Annotated in this window: 13 protein-coding genes; 3 read left to right on the top strand and 10 right to left on the bottom strand. The window is 20.9% G+C overall.

Annotation, left to right across the window (positions count from 1 at the left end; genetic code table 11):
- Positions 1 to 40 precede the first annotated feature (40 nt).
- Both lon and dapE read left to right on the top strand, forming a co-directional pair.
- Entirely contained in the window at positions 41 to 2,380 is a 2,340-nt protein-coding gene (gene lon, locus GJT83_RS01140; RefSeq protein WP_168892625.1) for an endopeptidase La, read from the top strand.
- A gap of 58 nt (positions 2,381 to 2,438) precedes the next feature.
- A complete protein-coding gene (gene dapE, locus GJT83_RS01135; RefSeq protein WP_168892624.1) occupies positions 2,439 to 3,611 on the top strand; it encodes a succinyl-diaminopimelate desuccinylase in 1,173 nt (390 codons plus the stop codon).
- 246 nt (positions 3,612 to 3,857) lie between these two features.
- Here dapE and lpdA read toward each other — a convergent pair whose 3' ends face one another.
- The 9 genes from lpdA to GJT83_RS01090 all read right to left on the bottom strand — a co-directional run bounded on the left by lpdA (position 3,858) and on the right by GJT83_RS01090 (position 19,048).
- Entirely contained in the window at positions 3,858 to 5,270 is a 1,413-nt protein-coding gene (gene lpdA / locus GJT83_RS01130; protein WP_168892623.1) for a dihydrolipoyl dehydrogenase, read from the bottom strand.
- A gap of 51 nt (positions 5,271 to 5,321) precedes the next feature.
- A complete protein-coding gene (locus GJT83_RS01125; RefSeq protein WP_168892622.1) occupies positions 5,322 to 6,794 on the bottom strand; it encodes a 2-oxo acid dehydrogenase subunit E2 in 1,473 nt (490 codons plus the stop codon).
- Between the two features lie 11 nt (positions 6,795 to 6,805).
- Complete coding sequence (gene aceE / locus GJT83_RS01120) at positions 6,806 to 9,469, bottom strand: pyruvate dehydrogenase (acetyl-transferring), homodimeric type (protein WP_168892621.1); 2,664 nt, start codon at positions 9,467 to 9,469, stop codon at positions 6,806 to 6,808.
- A 382-nt stretch (positions 9,470 to 9,851) separates the two neighbouring features.
- Positions 9,852 to 11,750, bottom strand: coding sequence for a DNA topoisomerase IV subunit B (gene parE, locus GJT83_RS01115; protein ID WP_168892620.1), 1,899 nt, complete (start codon positions 11,748 to 11,750; stop codon positions 9,852 to 9,854).
- Positions 11,751 to 12,051: 301 nt separating this feature from the next.
- Complete coding sequence (cydX, locus tag GJT83_RS01110) at positions 12,052 to 12,153, bottom strand: cytochrome bd-I oxidase subunit CydX (RefSeq protein WP_425482444.1); 102 nt, start codon at positions 12,151 to 12,153, stop codon at positions 12,052 to 12,054.
- 15 nt (positions 12,154 to 12,168) lie between these two features.
- The gene (cydB, locus tag GJT83_RS01105; RefSeq protein ID WP_168892619.1) at positions 12,169 to 13,308 is read right to left on the bottom strand and encodes a cytochrome d ubiquinol oxidase subunit II; all 1,140 of its coding nucleotides are present in this window, start codon (positions 13,306 to 13,308) and stop codon (positions 12,169 to 12,171) included.
- Positions 13,309 to 13,347: 39 nt separating this feature from the next.
- Positions 13,348 to 14,910, bottom strand: a complete 1,563-nt coding sequence (locus GJT83_RS01100; RefSeq protein WP_168892618.1) for a cytochrome ubiquinol oxidase subunit I — start codon at positions 14,908 to 14,910, stop codon at positions 13,348 to 13,350.
- A gap of 233 nt (positions 14,911 to 15,143) precedes the next feature.
- Positions 15,144 to 16,316: a dihydrolipoyllysine-residue succinyltransferase gene (gene sucB, locus GJT83_RS01095; RefSeq protein ID WP_168892617.1), complete on the bottom strand. Its 1,173-nt coding sequence runs from the start codon at positions 16,314 to 16,316 to the stop codon at positions 15,144 to 15,146.
- A gap of 35 nt (positions 16,317 to 16,351) precedes the next feature.
- Positions 16,352 to 19,048, bottom strand: coding sequence for a 2-oxoglutarate dehydrogenase E1 component (locus GJT83_RS01090; RefSeq protein WP_168892616.1), 2,697 nt, complete (start codon positions 19,046 to 19,048; stop codon positions 16,352 to 16,354).
- Between the two features lie 382 nt (positions 19,049 to 19,430).
- Here GJT83_RS01090 and GJT83_RS01085 point away from each other — a divergent pair, with 382 nt between their 5' ends.
- On the top strand, positions 19,431 to 20,876 hold the full coding sequence (locus GJT83_RS01085) for an amino acid permease (RefSeq protein ID WP_168892615.1): 1,446 nt from the start codon (positions 19,431 to 19,433) through the stop codon (positions 20,874 to 20,876).
- Positions 20,877 to 21,124: 248 nt separating this feature from the next.
- Here GJT83_RS01085 and corA read toward each other — a convergent pair whose 3' ends face one another.
- The gene (corA, locus tag GJT83_RS01080) at positions 21,125 to 22,072 is read right to left on the bottom strand and encodes a magnesium/cobalt transporter CorA (protein WP_168892614.1); all 948 of its coding nucleotides are present in this window, start codon (positions 22,070 to 22,072) and stop codon (positions 21,125 to 21,127) included.
- Positions 22,073 to 22,158 lie beyond the last annotated feature (86 nt).

Below are 22,158 nucleotides of genomic sequence, written 5' to 3'. Positions count from 1 at the left end.
TATAATTTAAAATTTATCAAAAAAATAAAGAGAGAGCTCTATGAATTCTGAGCATTCAGAACATATTGTAATACCTGTGTTGCCATTACGTGATGTTGTAGTATATCCTCATATGGTCATTCCTTTATTTATTGGCAGAAAAAAATCTATTCGTTGTTTATCATCTGCTATGGATAATGATAAAAAAATTATGTTAGTTGCTCAAAAAGATGCATCTAATGATGATCCTGGTATTAATGATTTATTTTCTGTTGGTACTATTACTTCTATTTTACAAATGTTAAAATTACCAGATGGTACTGTAAAGATATTAGTAGAAGGATTACAAAGAGCTCATATAATAACTCTTTCCGATAATGGAAATTATTTTACTGCTCAAGCAATCTATATAGATTCTCCAAATATTGAAGAAAAAGAACAAAAAGTTTTAGTAAGAACAGCTATTAATCAATTTGAAAGTTATATTAAACTAAATAAAAAAATACCTCCAGAAGTACTCACATCATTAAATAATATAAATAATGCAGCAAAATTAGCAGATACAATTGCTTCACATATGCCTTTAAAATTAAAAGATAAACAATTAATTTTAGAAATGTCTAATATTAATGAAAGATTAGAATATCTTATGGCTATTATGGAATCAGAAATTGATTTATTACAAGTTGAAAAAAAAATTCGTAATAGAGTAAAAAAACAAATGGAAAAAAGTCAAAGGGAATATTATTTAAATGAGCAAATAAAAGCTATTCAAAAAGAATTAGGAGAGATGGATGATAATACTGATGAAAATGAAATATTAAAAAGAAAAATAGAATTAGCTAAGATGCCTAATGAAGCTAAAGAAAAAGCTGAATTAGAATTACAAAAATTAAGAATGATGTCTCCAATGTCAGCAGAAGCAACAGTAGTTCGAGGATATATAGAATGGTTAGTACAAATACCATGGAATAATAAAAGTAGATTAAAAAAAGATTTATCTAAAGCAAAAAAAACATTAGATGCTGATCATTTTGGATTAGAAAATGTAAAAGAACGTATTTTAGAATATTTAGCAGTACAAAATAGATCAAATAAAATCAGAGGACCAATTTTATGTCTAGTAGGACCACCTGGAGTTGGAAAAACATCATTAGGAAAATCTATTGCTAAAACAACTGGAAGAAAATTTATTAGAATGGCATTAGGAGGAATTAGAGATGAAGGAGAAATAAGAGGTCATAGACGTACATATATAGGTTCTATGCCTGGTAAAATTATTCAGAAAATATCTAGAATAGGTGTTAAGAATCCTCTTCTTTTATTAGATGAAATAGATAAAATATCATATGATATGAGAGGTGATCCTGCTGCAGCATTATTAGAAGTATTAGATCCAGAGCAAAATATTTCTTTTAATGATCATTATCTTGAAGTTGATTACGATTTATCTGATGTTATGTTTGTAGCTACTTCTAATTCATCTATCAATATTCCATCACCTTTATTAGATAGAATGGAAGTTATTAGATTATCAGGATATACTGAAGATGAAAAATTAAATATAGCTCAAAAATATTTGTTACCAAAGCAATTTAATAGAAATGCTTTAAAAAAAAATGAATTAACAATACATAATACAGCTATTATAGACATAATTAGATTTTATACCAGAGAATCTGGAGTACGTAATTTAGAACGTGAATTATCTACTTTATGTAGAAAAGCGGTTAAAAATATTTTAATAAATAAAAATATTAAATCTATTAAAATAGATAATTTAAATTTAAAACAATATTTAGGAGTACAAAAATTTGATTATGGTAAAGCAGAAAATGAAAATCTTATTGGACAAGTTACTGGATTAGCATGGACAGAATCTGGAGGAGATTTATTAACAATTGAAACTGCATGTATTCCTGGAAAAGGAAAATTAACATATACAGGTTCTTTAGGTGAAGTAATGCAAGAATCAATACAAGCAGCACTTACTGTAGTGAGATCAAGATCAGAAATATTAGGTATAAATAATACATTTTATAAAACATTAGATATACATGTTCATGTTCCAGAAGGAGCTACACCTAAAGATGGACCTAGTGCTGGAATTGCAATGTGTATAGCACTTATATCATGTTTAACTAATAATCCTGTAAAAGCTAATATAGCTATGACAGGAGAAATTACATTAAGAGGACAAATTTTACCTATAGGAGGATTAAAAGAAAAATTATTAGCTGCTCATAGAGGAGGAGTACATACTGTTTTAATTCCTGAAAAAAATAAAAGAGATTTAGAAGAAATACCTAAAAATATTATTACAGATTTAAAGATTTTTCCTGTAAAAAAAATAGAAGAAGTATGGTTATTAGCCTTACAAAATCCTATCTATAAAAAATAGTATTTTATATTTTTAATAAAAAATCATTTAATTAATATAATTTAAAATAATAAAAAATATGTTAAATCAAATAGTAACATTAGCAAAAAAATTAATTGATTGTCCTTCTATCAGTCCTAATGATGCTGGATGTCAAAATATTTTAATTTCTTATTTAAATAAATTAAATTTTAATATAGAAGTTTTAAATATAAAAGATACTAAAAATTTTTGGGCATATAGTAATAATATTAATATTCATATATCTAATACACTTGTTTTTGCTGGACATACAGATGTTGTACCTCCAGGAAATCTAAAAAATTGGAAATATAATCCTTTTCAAGGTATTATTAAAAATAATATATTATACGGTCGTGGTTCTGTTGATATGAAAGGATCTTTAGCTGCGATGATTATTGCAGCTAAATTATTTTTTAATAAATATTCTAATTGTTGTAATGGTCGTTTAGCTTTTTTAATTACTTCTGATGAAGAAGGAATGGCTACTAATGGTACTAAAAAAATAATTCAAAAATTAATAAATAGAAAAGAAAGATTAGATTATTTTATATTAGGAGAACCTACAAGTAAAAAAATATTAGGAGATAATATAAAAAATGGTAGAAGAGGTTCTTTAAATATTGATTTAATAGTAAAAGGTATGCAGGGTCATGTTGCTTATCATAAATTAGCAAATAATCCAATTCATCAGATAATTCCTGCTTTAAATGAGTTATTATTAATTGAATGGGATAAAGGAAATAAATTTTTTCCTAAAACTAGTATGCAAATTACACACATGATATCATCTATAAAAAAAAATATAAATAATATTATTCCTGATGATATTTTATTAAAAATAAATTTTCGTTTTAATAATGAAATTAGTTATAAAGATATTTTAAATATTTTTACTAAAATTATTCAAAAACATATTAAAAAATTTAATATAAAATGGAATATTAGTGGATTACCATTTTTAAGCTTATCTAAACAAACTAATTTAAATACAAAAAATTTAATAAATATTGTCAAAAAAAATATTAAAATTATAAATAATGTAAATCCAACAATTATTAATGATGGTGGTACATCTGATGCACGTTTTCTTATTAAAAGTAAATCACAAATAATAGAATTAGGACCTATCAATTCTACTATTCATAAAATTAATGAATGTGTTAATATTAATGATCTTTATTTATTAGGTAAAATTTATTATAAAATTATTAAAGATATTTTATTATAAAATTAATTTAAGATAAAAAAATAATTTTATTAAAAATAAAAATAATTTATTTAATAATTAATATTAATAAATATATAAGTTAAATTTAATAAAAAAATAAAATTTTAAATAAATTTTTTATCACTCTAATATTTTTAAATTAATTTGATAATTATTTAGAATAAAACAATCATATATCAGATAGATGATATTAATTATTGAAATAATTAATTATGTTTAAAAATATTAAAGTAATAATTAATTTTATTATTTATTTAACACATCTGTTGCTAAACCTAAGAATATATCTGTAGCTATTCCTATAGATTCATAAAATGTTGGATGAGCATGTATAGTTAATGATATATCTTCTGCATCACACCCCATTTCTATAGCTAAACTAATTTCTCCTAATAATTCACCAGCATTATACCCAATAACTAAACCACCTATAATTTTATTAGTATTTTTATCAAAAATTAATTTTGTTAAACCATTTTCTGCATTAGAACATAGTCCTCTACCTAAAGAATTCCATGGTAAACAAGAGATTCCATAATTTATATTTTTAATTTTTGCATTTTTTTCTGTTATTCCTACCCAACCTATTTCTGGATCAGTATAAGCAATTGAAGGTATTACTTTTGGAATAAAAAAGTGATTTTTTCCAGCAATAATTTCTGCTACTAAATGACCTTCGTGTATTCCTTTATGAGCAAGCATAGGATGTCCTATTACATCTCCTATTGCATATATATTAGGAATATTAGTCCTCATTTGATCATTAACTTTAATAAATCCATTATTATCAATTTCAATATTAAATAAATTATTATTAATAAAATTTGAATTTGGTATTCTTCCTACAGCTATTAAAATAACATCATATTTTTTAGAAAAAATAGATTTATTATTATCATCAGTCATATAAACTTGTAATAGATTTTTATTACTATCTATAGATATAATTTTTGTATTTAACATAATATTAAATTCATTTTTAATATTATTATTATATATTTGAATAATATCATCATCAACTGATGGTAAAATTTTATTTGACATTTCAATAATATTAATATCTGAACCTAAAGCATGATAAATAGTTGCCATTTCTAAACCAATAATTCCTCCTCCTAAAATTAATAGTTTTTTAGGAATTTTTTTTAATAATAAAGCATCTGTAGAATCCCATATTCTATCATCACCGTAAGGTATAAATGGTAATTTTACAGGATGAGATCCTGTAGCAATAATAGCATGTTCAAATTCTATTTGATATTTATTATCATTATTATTTATATTAAGAATATTTGGTGTTTCAAAAATACCTATACCATTGATAATATCTACTTTTCTAGTATGTGCAAGAAATTGTAATCCGTTAGATAATTTTTTTATTATTTTATTTTTCCAAGAAATAATTTTTTCTATATTTAAATTCGGTACATTATTTAAAATACCTTTTTCAACAAATTTTTTATTTTCTTTTATTAATTTTGCTATATGTAATAATGTTTTAGAAGGTATGCATCCAACATTTAAACATACTCCTCCTAAATTTAAATAATTTTCTACTATTATAGTTTTTATCCCTAAATCACTGCAACGAAATGCAGCAGAATATCCTGAAGGTCCTCCTCCTATTACAACTACTGAAGTTTTAATTTTTGTACTCATAATTATCTCTATAATTAATTACTAATAAATTTAATAAATTAGTTTATTTTATTACATTAATAAATTTCTAATATCATATATTAAATCACAAATATAATTTAAAAAAGTAATTGCTTCAACACCATTTATAACTCTATGATCATAGGATAAAGATAATGGTAACATAAGACGAGGAATAAATTTTTTTCCATTCCATACTGGTTTAATATTAGCTTGAGATATTCCTAAAATTGCTATTTCCGGTGAATTAATTATAGGAGTAAAAAACGTACCTGGTTTTTTACCTAAATTAGATAATGTAAAACATCCACCTTGCATATCACTAGGAATTAATTTACCTAAAATAGCTTTTTTATATAATAAAATTAATTCTTGTGAAATATCAATAATATTTTTATTCATTAAATTAAATATAATAGGTACTAATAATCCTTGATCAGTATTCATAGCAATTCCTATATTATAATATTTTTTTAAAATAATTTTTTTATTATCTAATAAAGAAGAATTAAATATAGGATATTTTTTTAAAGCATATACAGATATTTTAATTAAAAAACTTAATAATGTAATTTTAATATTTTTATTCGTTTTATTAAATTCATCATTTTTTTGAATTCTAAATGATTCTAATGTAGTTATATCAGCTTCAATATGTTGTGTAACATGAGGAATATTTATCCAATTTTTAGTCAATTTTATACTTGATATTTTTTGAATATTATTCATTTCTTTTTCTTCTATTTCACCAAATTTTTTAAAATAAATAGAAGATGATGTAAGAGAAGTATTATTTTGATTATTATTTATTGAAATATATTTCAATAAATCTTCCTTTAATATCCTATTTTTATTACCACTACCTTTTATATTTAATAAATTAATATTTAATTGTCTTGCTATTTTTCTAATTGAAGGAGAAGCATGAATACTATCTCTTTGAAAAAAATTATTTGTATGATTTTCTTGTATATTTTTAGATATACTAGTAGAAATCAACATTATAGTATCACCTGATCTAACACTATCACCTATTTTAATTATTATTTTTTTTACAATACCATTATAAAGTGATGGTAAATTTATATTATTTGTATTATTTTCTAATGTAATCAATGGATTATTTTTATAAATTTTATCTCCTTCTTTTACAAAAATTTTAATTATTTTCATTAAACTATTATTAATATTAGGAATAATTATTTTATTAATTATTATATTAATATCATTTTTATAGATTTTTTCTTTAATATTATTAGGAATAATAATTTTATCATTATTTTTTTTTAAAATATTATTACTTAACTCTAAAATTATACTACCAGTACGTATTATATCTCCAATTGATACTTTTATTTTTTTTACAATACCATTTTGTGTTGAAGGTATATCCATAGAAGTTTTTTCTCCTTCTATAACAATAATAGAATCATCTTTATGTATATTATCTCCTTCTTTTACTAGAATATCAGTAACCTTCATTTCTTCAATTCCTATATCTGGTAATTTTATTTCTATATTCATATTTTTCCTTTTTATGATATTCTAGGATTATTTTTATTCATATTAATATTATATTTTTTAATAAAATGTAATATTAATTTTTTATTAATTAATTTTAATTTAACTAACATATTTAATATTGCTAAAACAATATATAACTTATTAATTTCAAAAAAATCACGTAAATTTTTACGACTATCAGAACGACCAAAACCATCTGTTCCTAAAACAATATAATTATTTGATGGTATATATTTACGAACTTGTTCTGCAAAAATTTTCATATAATCAGTTGTAGCAACTGTTGGTTCATTATTCATTATACTTGTAATGTATGGAATACGATTTTTTTCTAATGGATGTAACATATTCCATCTATCACAATCTTGACCATCTCTAGCTAATTCTGTAAAAGAAGTTACACTAAAAATATTAGATCCTATATTATATTCTTTATATAATAATTCTCCAGCTTTAATAACATGACGTAATATTGATCCTGATCCTAATAATTGAATAGTAGTTACATATCCTTTTATCGTTTTTAATTTATAAATTCCTTTACATATACCGTACTCAATATTTAAGTTAGGAATTAATTCAGGCATAGAATAATTTTCATTTGTAGTAGTAATATAATAATATATATTTTCTTGTTTTTTACCATACATTCTTTGTAAACCATTATATATAATTATAGCTATTTCATATGCATATGCTGGATCATATGAAATACAATTAGGAATAGTTAAAGAATAAATATGACTATGACCATCTTCATGTTGTAATCCTTCACCATTTAATGTCGTTCTTCCAGAAGTTGCTCCTATTAGAAAACCTCGTGCTTGTTGATCTCCAGCAGCCCAACAAAAATCACCTATTCTTTGAAAACCAAATATAGAATAATAAATATAAAAGGGTATCATAGGAAAATTATTAGTAGAATAAGATGTAGCTACAGCTAACCAAGAAGCAAATGCTCCTGATTCATTTATACCTTCTTGTAAAATTTGTCCTTTTTTATCTTCTTTATAATAAGCTAATAAATTTATATCTTGTGGTACATAATTTAATCCATTAGAATTATAAATTCCTATTTGTCTAAATAAACCTTCCATACCAAATGTACGTGCTTCATCTGCAACAATAGGTACAATTCTATTTTTAATATTATTATTTCTTAACATTATATTTAATATTCTTATAAATGCTATAGTAGTAGATATTTTTTTATCTTGTTTTTTAAATAAGGAATTAAAATCAGATAGAGAAGGTAATATTAATTTTTCACTAAAATTTCTTCTTCTAGAAGGAATATATCCTCCTAATTTTTTTCTTTGATGGTGAATATATTGATATTCTTTAGAATTTTTACTAAAAGAAATATAAGGCAAAGAATATAAATCTACATCATTAATTGGTATATTTAATCTATTTTTAATATATTTAATTGTATTTAAATCCATTTTTTTTATTTGATGTGCTATATTTTTACTTTCTGCTATATTTCCTAATCCATATCCTTTAATTGTATGTATTAATATTATTATAGGTTTATTTTTAATACTATATGCTTTTTTAAATGCAGCATAAATTTTTTTTGAATCATGTCCACCATAATTTAATTGTTCAATTTCCTTATCAGACATATTTTTTACAAGATCTAATGTTTGTTTATATTTTCCAAAAAAATTTTTTCTTATATAATTACCATTTTTAGATTTAAAATTTTGATAATCTCCATCAATTGTCTCATTCATTAATTGAATTAATTTTCCAGTTTTATCTTTTTTTAGTAATGAATCCCATTTATGTCCCCAAATTACTTTAATTACTTCCCATCCAGCACCAAAAAAAATATCTTCTAATTCATTAATAATTTTTCCATTACCATAAACAGGACCATCTAAACGTTGTAAATTACAATTTACAATAAAAATTAAATTATCTAATTTTTCACGAGCTGCTATATTAATAACACCTTTAGATTCAGGTTCGTCCATTTCACCATCACCTATAAATGTAAAAATTTTTTGTTTAGATGTATCTTTTAATTTTCTGTTTTTAAGATATTTTAAAAATTTTGCTTGATATATTGATGATATAGGACCTAAACCCATAGATACAGTAGGAAATTGCCAAAAATTAGGCATTAGTTTAGGATGAGGATATGATGATAAACCATCACCCAATATTTCTTGACGAAAATTATCAAGATTATTTGTATTTAATCTTCCTTCAATAAAAGCTCTAGAATATATTCCTGGAGAAATATGTCCTTGAAAATAAATTAAATCTCCAATATTATTTTTATTAGATGCATGAAAAATATGATTAAAACAAACTTCATAAATATGTGCTGCAGATTGAAAAGATGAAATATGACCACCTAAATCTAAATTTTTTTTTGAAGCTCTTAAAACCATCATAATTGCATTCCAACGAACAAAAGATCTTATTTTTTTTTCTAAAATAATATTTCCAGGATATATAGGTTCTTTTTCTAATGGAATAGTATTAATATAATTATTATTTTTTGTACTTAAATTTACTCCATATTTGTTAGCATGTATTATTAATTTTTTAAGTAAAAATTTAGCTCTTTCAATACCTTCTTCTTTTATAACTGATATTATAGATTGCATCCAATCATTAGTTTCAATTGGATCCACGTCATTATATAAATTATCTGACATGGTTTATTATTCCTTATTTTAATAAAAATTATATATAAATATATATTATATTATTTGATTAAATTATTTTATTAGTTAAAGTTATTAAATAATTACTTTAATAGTAATATTATTTTAATTCGATTTATTAAATATTATTGTTAATAACAAAAAAATTTTAAAATTTTTAATATAATTAATATATCAAAATTATTATAATATAAAATATAATTTTATTATTTATAATTTAATTAATATTTTAATATAGAAAATGAAATATTTTATAATTAAATAATTTTTATTATCTAGTTAGTTAATATACTAAAATTATTATAATATATAATAAAATATTAATATGATTAAATTTCTTAAAATAACTCATAATATAAATTATTTTTTCAATTTATATATTAGAAATATCACCTTTTTTTTGTAACCATTTACGACGATCTTCTGCTCTTTTTTTAGAAAGTAACATATCCATAATGGATAATGACTTATTTATTTCTTTATCAGTATTATTAATTATAAGTTGTACTAATCTTCTACTAACAGGATTTAATGTTGTTTCTCTTAATTGTATAGGATTCATTTCCCCTAATCCCTTAAATCTTTGAACATTAATTTTATTTTTTCTATTTTTTAATTTATTTAAAATAGTAATTTTTTCATTTTCATCTAAAGCATAAAATACTTCTTTTCCTAAATCAATGCGATATAAAGGAGGCATAGCAACATAAATATGACCTTCTTTTACTAATGGAAAAAAATGACGAATAAATAAAGCACATAATAATGTTGCAATATGTAATCCATCAGAATCAGCATCAGCTAAAATACAAATTTTATTATATCTTAATTTTTTTAGATCATTATTATTAGGATAAATTCCTATTGCAAGAGAAATATCATATATTTCCTGTGAAGATAAAATTTCTTCAGAATTAATTTCCCATGTATTTAAAATTTTTCCTTTTAAAGGCATAACTGCTTGATAATATCTATCTCTAGCTTGTTTAGCTGATCCTCCTGCAGAATCTCCTTCTACTAAAAAAAGTTCTGTATTATTAGAGTTATGAATTATACAATCAGCTAATTTACCAGGTAATATGGAACTAATATTATTTTTCTTTTTAACTAATTTTTTTGATTCTCTAATACGTTTTTGAGCATTAGAAATTACCATATCAGCTAAATAGATTCCAATTTCAATATTTTGGTTTAACCATAAAATAAAAGAATCTCTAATAATATTAGAAACAAATATTGTACATTGACGTGAAGATAATCTTTCTTTAGTTTGTCCAGTAAATTGTGGATCTTGAATCTTTATAGATAAAACATAAGAACAATGATTCCAAATATCTTCTCCTAATAATTTAATATTTCTAGGTAAAGTATTATGAAAATGACAAAAATTACGCATAGCATCTAATAATCCTAAACGTAATCCATTAACGTGTGTACCTCCATATGTTGTTGGAATTAAATTAACATAACTTTCTGTAATAAAATGATTACTTTCTGGAACCCAAAATAAAGCCCAATCTATATGTTTTTTATCATTACAATATTTTCCTTTAAATGGAATATTAGGTATTGTAGTAACATTTTTAATAGAATTGATCAAATAATCAGATAAACCATCTTTATAATGCCAATAATAATTATCTTGTGTATTTTTATTTTTAAAATATACTTTTAATCCGGGACATAATACAGCTTTAGCTTTTAATAAATTTATTAAATGAGAAACTAAAAAAGTAGAATGATCAAAAAAACATTCATTAGGCCAAAATCTTATTTTTGTTCCAGTATTTACTATTTTAGTATGATTTATTACTTTAAGATCTTGTATTTTATATCCATTTTCAAAAATTATAGTATAAATTTTACCATAACGAAATATAGTAACTTTCATTCTTTTTGATAATGCATTTACTACAGAAATTCCAACCCCATGTAATCCACCAGAAAAATTATAATTTTTATTAGAAAATTTACTTCCTGCATGTAAACGACATAAAATAAGTTCAATAGCAGGAATTTTTTCTTGAGGATGTATATCAATAGGCATACCTCTACCATCATCAATAATTTCTAATGATTGATCTTTATATAAAATTACTTCAATATTTTTTGCATAACCAGATAATGCTTCATCTACACTATTATCAATTACTTCTTGACCTAAATGATTAGGTCTAGTAAGATCTGTATACATTCCTGGTCTACGTCTTACAGGATCCAATCCTTCTAATACTTCAATAGCATCAGCGTTATATTTATTTGAATTATTCATTCTTTATTTAAAATATTTTATTTGAATATACTATAAAATAAATATATTATTATTAATTTAAATATTAAATACATTATATATGTAATATATTTATTTTTTAATATTAATAAATTTATTAAAAATTATTTTTTATCAATATATTATAAATAATATTAAATATATGCTTGAATAATAACATATTATCATATATAAAAAAATTATCTCATAATAAGTTTAAAATTAAATTAATATTTAATTTTAATTATTAAATTTATTAAAATACTAAGTATTTTATTTTTTTAATAAATAATATTTTTATTATTTATTTTTCTTTATATTCTATAGTTAAAGTAATTATTATACTAAAAAAACATGCTAATAACACACCTATAAACCATGTAAAATACCACATATTTATCGCCATTTTAATTAAATTTTATTAATAATAATTATTTGTATTATTTTTAATTTCTTCTCTAGTAATCGGATAAAACATTTTCTTATAACACCAAAAAGTATAACTTAAAATAATAGGTACAAAAATAACAGCTGCATATAACATTATATTTAATGTAAGTTTACTTGATGTAGCATTCCACATAGTAAGACTATGTGATGGCATAATATTAGAAGGTATAATTAAAGGAAACATTGTAATACCTATAGTACATACTATAAATATAATAGTTAATGAAGAACTAATAAAAGTCATTAATTTTTTTTTATATCGTGAAAATATAATTGTAAAAATTGGTAATATTAAACATAATAATGGTATTATTAATAAATAATAATGTTTTTGAAAATTAGAAAACCAGAATCCATATGAATGTAAAATTTCTTTTTTAACAATATTATTAAAATTATTTTCTATTAATGTTATTATTTTATATCCTTTAATATAGAACATAGTATTAATAAAAGATAGTATAAAAAAGATAATTAACATTATCGATGATATTTGAGTGATAATATTAGTTCTATAATTAATATATTTATCATTTATTCTAAATTGTAAATAAGTAGATGCTTGATTAATAAACATAGTGATACTAGTAAGACTAATTATTATACTAAATATATTAAATAAATTTAAAAAATGTAATTCAGAATGGATACGAAAATATCTATCAATATAAAAAGGAATGCCTTTTAATAAATTACCCATAGCTATTCCTATTATAATAGGAGGAATAATACTGCCTATAGAAATTAGTATATCGCATATTTTTTGCCATTTATAATTTTTTATTTTAGAACGATATTCAAATCCTACAGGACGTAAAAATAAAGATAATAACATTATTATCATAGGTATATAAAAACTAGAAAAAAGTGTAGCATAAACAATAGGCCAAGCTGCAAATAAAGCCCCTCCTACTGTAATTAACCAAACTTGATTACCATCCCAATGAGGGGCAATACTATTTATCATAATTCGTCTTTCAATATTATTTTTACCTATTATAAATAATAAAATTCCTACTCCCATATCTAAACCATCAGTAATAAGAAATCCAATAACTAAGAATCCAATTAAAAACCACCAAATTATACGTAAAACATTATAATCTAACATTTAAAATAACCTATTTATAGTATATAATTTATATAAAAATCATAATTTATTAGAAATATTTTTTTTTTCAAAATGATATTTTCCTGTATTTAAGTTACTAGGACCAATACGAGCTATTTTAAACATTAAATATAACTCAATTAATAATAATATTGTATAAAAAATTAAAATAGTAATAGTAGAAAATAAAACATCAATCATTTTAATTGATGAACCAGCCATAAATGTAGGTAAAATTTCATCTATTGCCCATGGTTGTCTTCCATATTCTGAAATAAACCATCCTGATTCAGATGCAATCCAAGGTAATGGAATTATATATAAACAAAATTTTAATAAATATGTTTTATTTATTAATTTATTATTTAATATGTTAATAAATACTAAAATAATAGTAATTAATAAAATAATACTAGAAAGAACCATAATTCTAAAAGCAAAAAATAAAGGAAAGACTAATGGTATAGTATTTATAGCAATTTTTTTAATTTGATTAATATTGACATGTTTTATATCATTCGTATACTGTTTTACTAAAAAACCATATCCTAAATCTTTTTTTACTTTATTAAAATAATTTATATGATTATTATCAGCTTTACCATTTTGTATTTTTTCAAGTATAATTAATGCATTTAAACCATTAGTAATTTTTAATTCATTATTTTTAATTAAATCTTTAATTCCTAAAATAGGAATATCTGTAGATCTTGTAGCTATTAAACCTAATAAATATGGTATTTCTATTGAATATTTATTTAATTGATATTTTTGATTAGGAAATCCTATTATAGTAAATGATGCTGGTGGTTTTTGTGTTTCCCATTCTGCTTCAATAGCAGCAAGTTTAATTTGTTGTGTTTCTCCTAATTGATATCCTGATTCATCACCAAGAACTATTACAGAAAAAATAGAAGCTAAACCAAAACTAGAAGCTATAATTATTGATTTTCTTGCAAATATAATATCTCTTTTTTTTAATAGGTAATAAGAACTAATACCAATTATAAATATTGATGCTGTTGTATATCCTGCTGAAACAGTATGTACAAATTTTAATTGAGCTACAGGATTTAAAATTAGATTCCAGAAATTATCCATTTCCATTCTCATATTTTTATAATTAAAATGAGAAGATATTGGATTTTGCATCCAAGCATTAGCTATAAGAATCCATAAAGCAGAAAAATTAGAACCAATTGCTACTAACCATGTTACAATCATATGTTGAATTTTATTTAAACGATTCCATCCTAAAAAAAATAAACCAACAAAAGTTGATTCTAGAAAAAAAGCCATTAATCCTTCAATTGCTAATGGAGCACCAAAAATATCTCCTACGTAATGTGAATAATATGACCAATTTGTTCCAAATTGGAATTCCATTGTTAAACCGGTAGCTACTCCTAAAGCAAAATTTATACCAAATAATTTTCCCCAAAACTGTGTCATGTCTTTGTATATTATATTTCCGGATAAAACGTATAAAGTTTCCATTATAGCTAATAAAAAAGACATACCTAATGTTAAAGGAACAAATATAAAATGATACATTGCTGTTAGTGCAAATTGTAATCTTGATAATTCAATAACATTTAACATTATTAATTAATCCTTAACTACTGATCTAATATTATTTTTATGTAATAAAACTATTAATTTAAAATATTTATTATATTATCTTAAATTAAAAATCATATATATAAATATATTATAATTAATTTTTTATTTATTTAATATTATTATATATTTTAGAATATATAATGAAAAATAAATAATAATATTATATTTTAAATATTTTAATAATATTAATTTTTAATATTAATATCATTGATTTAAATATTCAATAATAAACGAAAGGGATCTTCTAATAATTGTTTTATTAAACATAAAAATCCTATGGAATCTTTTCCGTCTATTAAACAATGATTATATGATAATGCTAAATACATTATAGGTACAATACTAATTTTATTATTTAATACAAATGGTCTATTATTAATTGCATGTATTCCTAATATAGCATTTTGAGGAGGATTTATAATAGGTGTAGACATAAGAGAACCAAAAACACCTCCATTAGTAATGGTAAAATTACCACTAGATAAATCATCAATAGATAATTTATTCATATTTCCTTTATTGACTAATTCTTTTATTTTTTTTTCAATTTCAATTAAAGATAAATCGTTAGTATTTTTTATAATAGGAGCTAATAATCCTCTTTCTGTTGATAATGCAATATTAATATTATATATATTATTATAAATAATGTCATCTCCATCTATGAATGCATTAAGTTTAGGAAAATATCTAAGTGCTTGAGAAACAGCTTTAACATGAAAAGACGTTAATCCTAATTTAATTTTATATTTTTGTTTAAATAATTCACCATATTTATGTCTTATATCAATAATTTTTTGCATGTTAACTTCATTAAAAGTAGTTAACATTACAGAATTATTTTTTGATTCCATTAATCTTTTAGAAATATGTTTTCTAATTTGTGTCATTTTAACACGTTTTTGATTATTAATTAATGAAACATTTTCTTCTTTTTTTTTAAAATTTTTTATTTTATTTATGTTAAAATTATTTATTTGTTCTATAGTAATATTATTTTTTTTTATTTTTCTACGAATAGAGGGACTAAAATCATTAATAGTTTTATTTGTAATGTTCTCTATATTAAAATAGTTTGTTTTTTCTTTTAATTTTTTTTTTTTATTATTTATCAAATTTAATTTAATATTTTGATCTAAATTTTTTTTTAAATTTATTGTACCTATTATTTGTTGAGATTGTACTATATTACCATTTTCAACTAAAATACTATTTAAAATTCCGTTATTAGTAGCAGGTATTTCTAATACTACTTTATCTGTTTCCAATTCTACAAGAATATCATCCAGATATATTTTATCTCCTAATTTTTTATGCCATTTAATTATAATAGCATTATTAACTGATTCTGGTAATTCTGGGACAATAATATTAATTATATTCATTAAATTAATCCTATTTTTTATAAAATTTTATTTTTTTATAAAATTTTATTAATATTAAATGCTGAGTATAATATTTTTTGTTGTTCTTGTTTATGAATAGATAAATGACCTGTAGCTGAAGATGCAGATTCAGTTCTACCTATATAATTAATTTTACAAGAAAAATTTTTCTGAAAATTATACTGAATATAATTCCAAGCTCCTTGATTCATAGGTTCTTCTTGACACCAAAAAATATTATTAATTATTTTATATTTTTTAAAAATCTTATTTAAATTTTTTAATGGAAATGGATATAATTGTTCAATTCTAATAATTAATATATTACATTCTTTTATATTATTTCTATAATTTAATAAATCATAATATATTTTTCCTGAACAAAAAATAATACGTTTAATATTTACTATAATTTTATTATCATCTATAACAGAAAAAAATTTTTTATTTATTAAATCTTCTAATGTTGATTTAGCTAAATTATATCTTAAAAGAGATTTTGGAGAAAAAATAATAAGTGGTTTTTTATCTATATTAAATGCTTGTTTACATAATAAATGATATATTTGTGAAGAATTAGATGGTATACAAATTTTTATATTATTTTCTGCACTTAATTGTAGATATCTTTCTATTCTAGCAGAAGAATGTTCAGGACCTTGACCATCATAACCATGAGGTAACATTAATATTAAACCTGATTTATAGTTCCATTTTTTTTCTCCTGAACTAATAAATTGATCTATAATAATTTGAGCTCCATTAGAAAAATCTCCAAATTGGCTTTCCCAGATTGTTAATGTATTTAAATTAGTAATAGAATAACCATATTCAAATCCTAAAATAGCTTCTTCAGATAAAATAGAATTATATATATAAAATATTCCTATATTTTTTAAAGGATAATAAGAATTTCCATTTAATTGATCATATATAACAGCATGTCTATGTGAAAAAGTTCCTCTTTTTACATCTTGTCCTGTTAAACGACATGAAATTCCATGATTAATAATATTAGCGTATGCTAAATTTTCTGCTGTACCCCAATCAATTTGGGTATTTACTATATTTCTTCTCTCTGAAAAAATTTTTATTATTCTAGGATGTGCATTAAAATTTTTCGGAATAGTACTAATTTTAATTAGTAAATTTTTTAAATATGTTTCATTAATAATTTTTTGTTTAATTAATTTATATTGATTATTTTTAATTAAATTAGTTTTGATTATATAATTACCTTTATTAAATAAATTATAATATTTTGTTATTAAATTTAAATAATTTTTTTTATCTATTATTTTATCTAAAATTAATTTAGAAGAATATAATTCTTGAGCTATTAAATGATTTTTTATTTTATAATACATTATTGGTTGTGTTATATAAGGATCATCTGATTCATGGTGTCCATATCTTCTATAAGAAACTAAATCTATAAAAACATCTCTTTTAAATATATTTCTAAAATCAATAGCAATACGAGATATAAACATTACATCTTCTATATTATCAGCATTAACATGAAATATAGGAGATTGGATCATTTTAGCTATATCACTACAGTAATAACTGGATCTAGTATCTTTAATATTTGAAGTTGTAAATCCTATTTGATTATTAATAATAATATGAATTGTTCCATTAACACTATATCCTCTAGTATTAGACATATTTAAAATTTCTTGTACAACCCCTTGACCTACAATAGATGAATCACCATGTATGTTTATAGGTAATATTTTATCATTTTTATTATTTTCTTTTAAAAAATCATTTTTTGCTCTAGTTATACCCATAACAATAGAATTAATTACTTCTAAATGAGATGGATTAAATGCTAATTGTAATTTAATCGTTTTATTTTTTACTTTTATATTACAATTATATCCTATATGATATTTTACATCATCTATATAATTTTTATCCGTAATAATATTAGAAAATTCATTTAGAATATCTTTTATTTTTTTACCCATAATATTAATTAAAACATTTAATCTTCCTCTATGAGCCATACCTAATATTATTTCTGTTATGTTATTTTGATTATTACTTGAATAACGTATTATTTCTTTTAACATTGGAATTAAAACATCACATCCTTCTAGAGAAAATCTTTTTGCTCCTGGAAATTTTTTACTTATAAATTTTTCAAAAGTTGTTGATGCTATCAATTCTTCTAAAAAAATTTTTTTTTCATTATCATAAAAATTTTTTTTTATTAATTCTATTTTATTTTGAATCCAAATTTTTTCATTATAATGTATATGCATATATTCTATGCCAATAGAACTACAATATATATTTTTAAAAAAATAATAAATATCTATTATTGACATTTTTTTCAAAAAATTATTTATTTTAAATTTTTTATCTAAATTTTTATTATTAAATCCATAATATTCGATATTTAAAACATCATTTAATTTATTTTTATGAAGTTGTAAAGGATTTATATTAGCATAATAATGACCTAACATTCTAAAATTATTAATTAATTGGTTTATTTTTTCTATAAAATATAAATTATTTTTATAGTTATTATTAATATTTTTTTTATTAAAACAATTTGGTATATTATTATTTATATTATTTATAAATATTTGAAAAAAAATTCTCCAAGATTCATCTACAAAATAAGGATCTATTAAAAATTTTTGATATAATTTTTCTATATAAGAAATATTTATATCTAAAAAATTTTTTGTAGAATTCCTATTATAATTATTCATTTAATATCCTAAAATATATATTTTATAAAAATTTTACTTATGAATAATAATTTTTATAATTAAAAATATTATTCATAATGAATATTAATTAAATTATTTTAAAAAAAATTAATTTAATAAAATTAATTATATTACAAAATTTGTAGGTATTTTGTAATAAATTTTATTTATAATACTTTAATTAATAAAATTATGTATAATTTATGATAATTTACGAAATTATTAATTTTTATAAATTCATATTATCATATATAATTATTTTTATAAAAAAATTATATTTAATATAAATATATAAAATTTTTAAATTTTAAATTAATCAAATATTTTATTATTCTATATTTTCCAGTTAATTATAAATATTAAATTAAATTAGGAATAAATAATGATAAAAAATAAAAAGGATATTAAAAAAAAAATAGATGTTGATAGGCATAATTTAAATAATCAAACATCTAAATATAATCAAGTATTAACTAATCGTCATATACAAATGATTTCACTTGGTGGTGCAATTGGATCTGGTTTTTTTTTAGGAACAGGATATAGATTACAAAATATGGGAATAGGATTAATTATAGCATATTTAATATGTGGTTTTTTTTGTTTCCTTATTATGAGAGCATTAGGAGAATTATTATTATATAGACCTTCTAGTGGAAGTTTTGTATCTTATTCTTCAGAATTTTTAGGTAATAAAGCAGCATATATATGCGGTTGGATGTATTTTATTAATTGGATAATAACTGGTATTATTGATATAATAGCTATAACAATTTATATGTATTATTGGAATATATTTCATTTTTTACCTCAATGGTCAATAGCTTTAATCGTAGTAATAATTATTGGAACAATAAATATTGTAGGAGTTAAATGGTTTGCTGAAATGGAATTTTGGTTTTCTATAATAAAAGTTATAGCAATTATACTTTTTCTTATAATTGGTTCAATAATATTTTATTACCATTATGATATGCCAAATAGTGGATATAATTTTATATTAAAAGGAAATTATAATATATTTCCTAATGGTTTTTTTTCATCAATATCTTTAATTCAAGGTGTAATATTTTCTTTTGCTTCTATAGAATTAATTGGTACAACTTCAGAAGAATGTAAAAATCCCAAAAAAATTTTACCTAAAGCTATTAATAATATTATTTTTAGAATTATTATTTTTTATGTAGGATCAATATTATTATTACTTCTTTTAATGCCATGGAACGAATATAAAGCTTATGAAAGTCCTTTTATTACATTTTTTAATAAAATAGGTTTAACATATATAAGTGGAATAATGAATTTTATTGTTTTAAGTGCTGCTTTTTCTAGTTTAAATTCAGGACTATATTCTACAGGTAGAATTTTAAGATCTTTAGCAATTAGAAATTGTGCTCCTAAAATAATGGCTAAAATGAATAATAATAAAATTCCTTATGTAGGTATAATTATCACTCTTATATTTTATATATTAGGTATCTATTTAAATTATAAATTTTCTTATAAAATATTTGAAAATATGATTAATATTGCTTCTTTAGGAATTGTTTCTACATGGACTTTTATTATTCTTTGTCAAATGAAACTAAGAAAAGCTATTAATGAAGGTAAAATTAAAAAAATTAATTTTAAAATGCCAGGTACTCCGTTTACTTCTTGGTTAACTTTATGTTTTCTTTTTTTTGTAACTATTTCAATGTTTTTTAAATATCCTAATTATATATATTTAATTGTATTTATACCTATATTAGTAATTATATTATGTATAGGATGGTTAAAAATTAAAAAAAACGTAAAAGATTATGAAAAAAAAAATAAAAATAAATAATAATTTATAAAATTATAATAATTTAAATTTTATAATCAAAAATTAACATAGGTTAAATTAAATTTATTTCTCCTATGTTAATTTAAAAAAATAATATATTAAAAATATTTATTTTATAAATAAATAAGTAATTAATATTACTTATTAATTTAAAATTTAATAATTAAAAAAAAATACTTATATAAAAATTATTTTGAATAAAAAATTTATTTTTTTAAATTATTATTAATATTAAATTATATTTTTTATTACAACCATTTTTTTTTTTTAAAATAAAAATAAGGAGCTAAACCAGCTAATATCATTAATATTAATGCATATGGATATCCATACTTCCATTTTAATTCAGGAATAAAAGAAAAATTCATACCGTAGCTTGAAGCAACTAAAGTTGGTGGTAAAAATATTACAGAAACTAATGAAAAAATTTTTATAATTCGATTTTGTTCTATATTAATAAATCCCATTGCTGCTTGCATTAAAAAATTAACTTTTTGAAATAAAGATTCATTATGTGGTAATAATGATTCAATATCTCTTTGAACTTCTCTTGCTTGTTCCATTTGATTATTAGGTAATCTTGTTTTTCTCATTAAAAAATTTAGTGCTCTTTGTGTATCCATTAAACATAATCTAACTTTCCATCCAATATCTTCTAATTCTGCTAAAGTTGAAAGAGCATTATCAAATTTATCATCTTGATGTCCTTTCATAATTATTCTACTTAAATGTTCTAAATCACTATATATATTTTCAATTTCATCTGCTAACTGTTCTATTTTTGTTTCAAATAAATCTAATAATAATTCATAAGGATTACCATCTACTAATTTTTGATTACGAGTACGCATTCTATATAAACGAAAAGCAGGTAATTCACGTTCTCTTAATGTATATAAACGTCCATTTTTAATGGTAAATGCTACTGTTGAAATTCCTGCATGATCATCTATATCTTCATAAAAAAAGAATGAATGAATATGTAATCCTTCTTCATTTTCAAAAAATCTTGCTGATGCTTCTATATCTTCTAATTCAGGTCTAGTAGCTAAATTTTGCCCTAGAAAAAAATATATTTTTTTTCTTTCATTATTATTAGGTTTAATTAAATCAATCCAGATAGAATCTGAAAAATCACTATTATTTAATTCTAAGCGTGTTAAACGACTTTTATGTATTTTAAAAACATTTAGCATATTACATTTACTCCTATAATAAAGAATAAAAAATATTTTTATTATAATTAAAATTATAAAAATAAAAAATTTTTTAGATTATTATC

The sequence above is a fragment of the Enterobacteriaceae endosymbiont of Plateumaris pusilla genome (assembly GCF_012562765.1).
In the GTDB taxonomy this organism is placed as follows: domain Bacteria; phylum Pseudomonadota; class Gammaproteobacteria; order Enterobacterales; family Enterobacteriaceae.
Note: the sequence above shows the minus strand (reverse complement) of the source record. Positions and strands in the feature narration are given on the sequence as shown.

Bases quoted from the DNA above. Each gene is read 5' to 3' on its own strand.
- lon (WP_168892625.1), top strand. From the start codon at position 41: ATGAATTCTGAGCATTCAGAACATATTGTAATACCTGTGTTGCCATTA.
- dapE (WP_168892624.1), top strand. From the start codon at position 2,439: ATGTTAAATCAAATAGTAACATTAGCAAAAAAATTAATTGATTGTCCT.
- lpdA (WP_168892623.1), bottom strand. From the start codon at position 5,270: ATGAGTACAAAAATTAAAACTTCAGTAGTTGTAATAGGAGGAGGACCT.
- GJT83_RS01125 (WP_168892622.1), bottom strand. From the start codon at position 6,794: ATGAATATAGAAATAAAATTACCAGATATAGGAATTGAAGAAATGAAG.
- aceE (WP_168892621.1), bottom strand. From the start codon at position 9,469: ATGTCAGATAATTTATATAATGACGTGGATCCAATTGAAACTAATGAT.
- parE (WP_168892620.1), bottom strand. From the start codon at position 11,750: ATGAATAATTCAAATAAATATAACGCTGATGCTATTGAAGTATTAGAA.
- cydX (WP_425482444.1), bottom strand. From the start codon at position 12,153: ATGGCGATAAATATGTGGTATTTTACATGGTTTATAGGTGTGTTATTA.
- cydB (WP_168892619.1), bottom strand. From the start codon at position 13,308: ATGTTAGATTATAATGTTTTACGTATAATTTGGTGGTTTTTAATTGGA.
- GJT83_RS01100 (WP_168892618.1), bottom strand. From the start codon at position 14,910: ATGTTAAATGTTATTGAATTATCAAGATTACAATTTGCACTAACAGCA.
- sucB (WP_168892617.1), bottom strand. From the start codon at position 16,316: ATGAATATAATTAATATTATTGTCCCAGAATTACCAGAATCAGTTAAT.
- GJT83_RS01090 (WP_168892616.1), bottom strand. From the start codon at position 19,048: ATGAATAATTATAATAGGAATTCTACAAAAAATTTTTTAGATATAAAT.
- GJT83_RS01085 (WP_168892615.1), top strand. From the start codon at position 19,431: ATGATAAAAAATAAAAAGGATATTAAAAAAAAAATAGATGTTGATAGG.
- corA (WP_168892614.1), bottom strand. From the start codon at position 22,072: ATGCTAAATGTTTTTAAAATACATAAAAGTCGTTTAACACGCTTAGAA.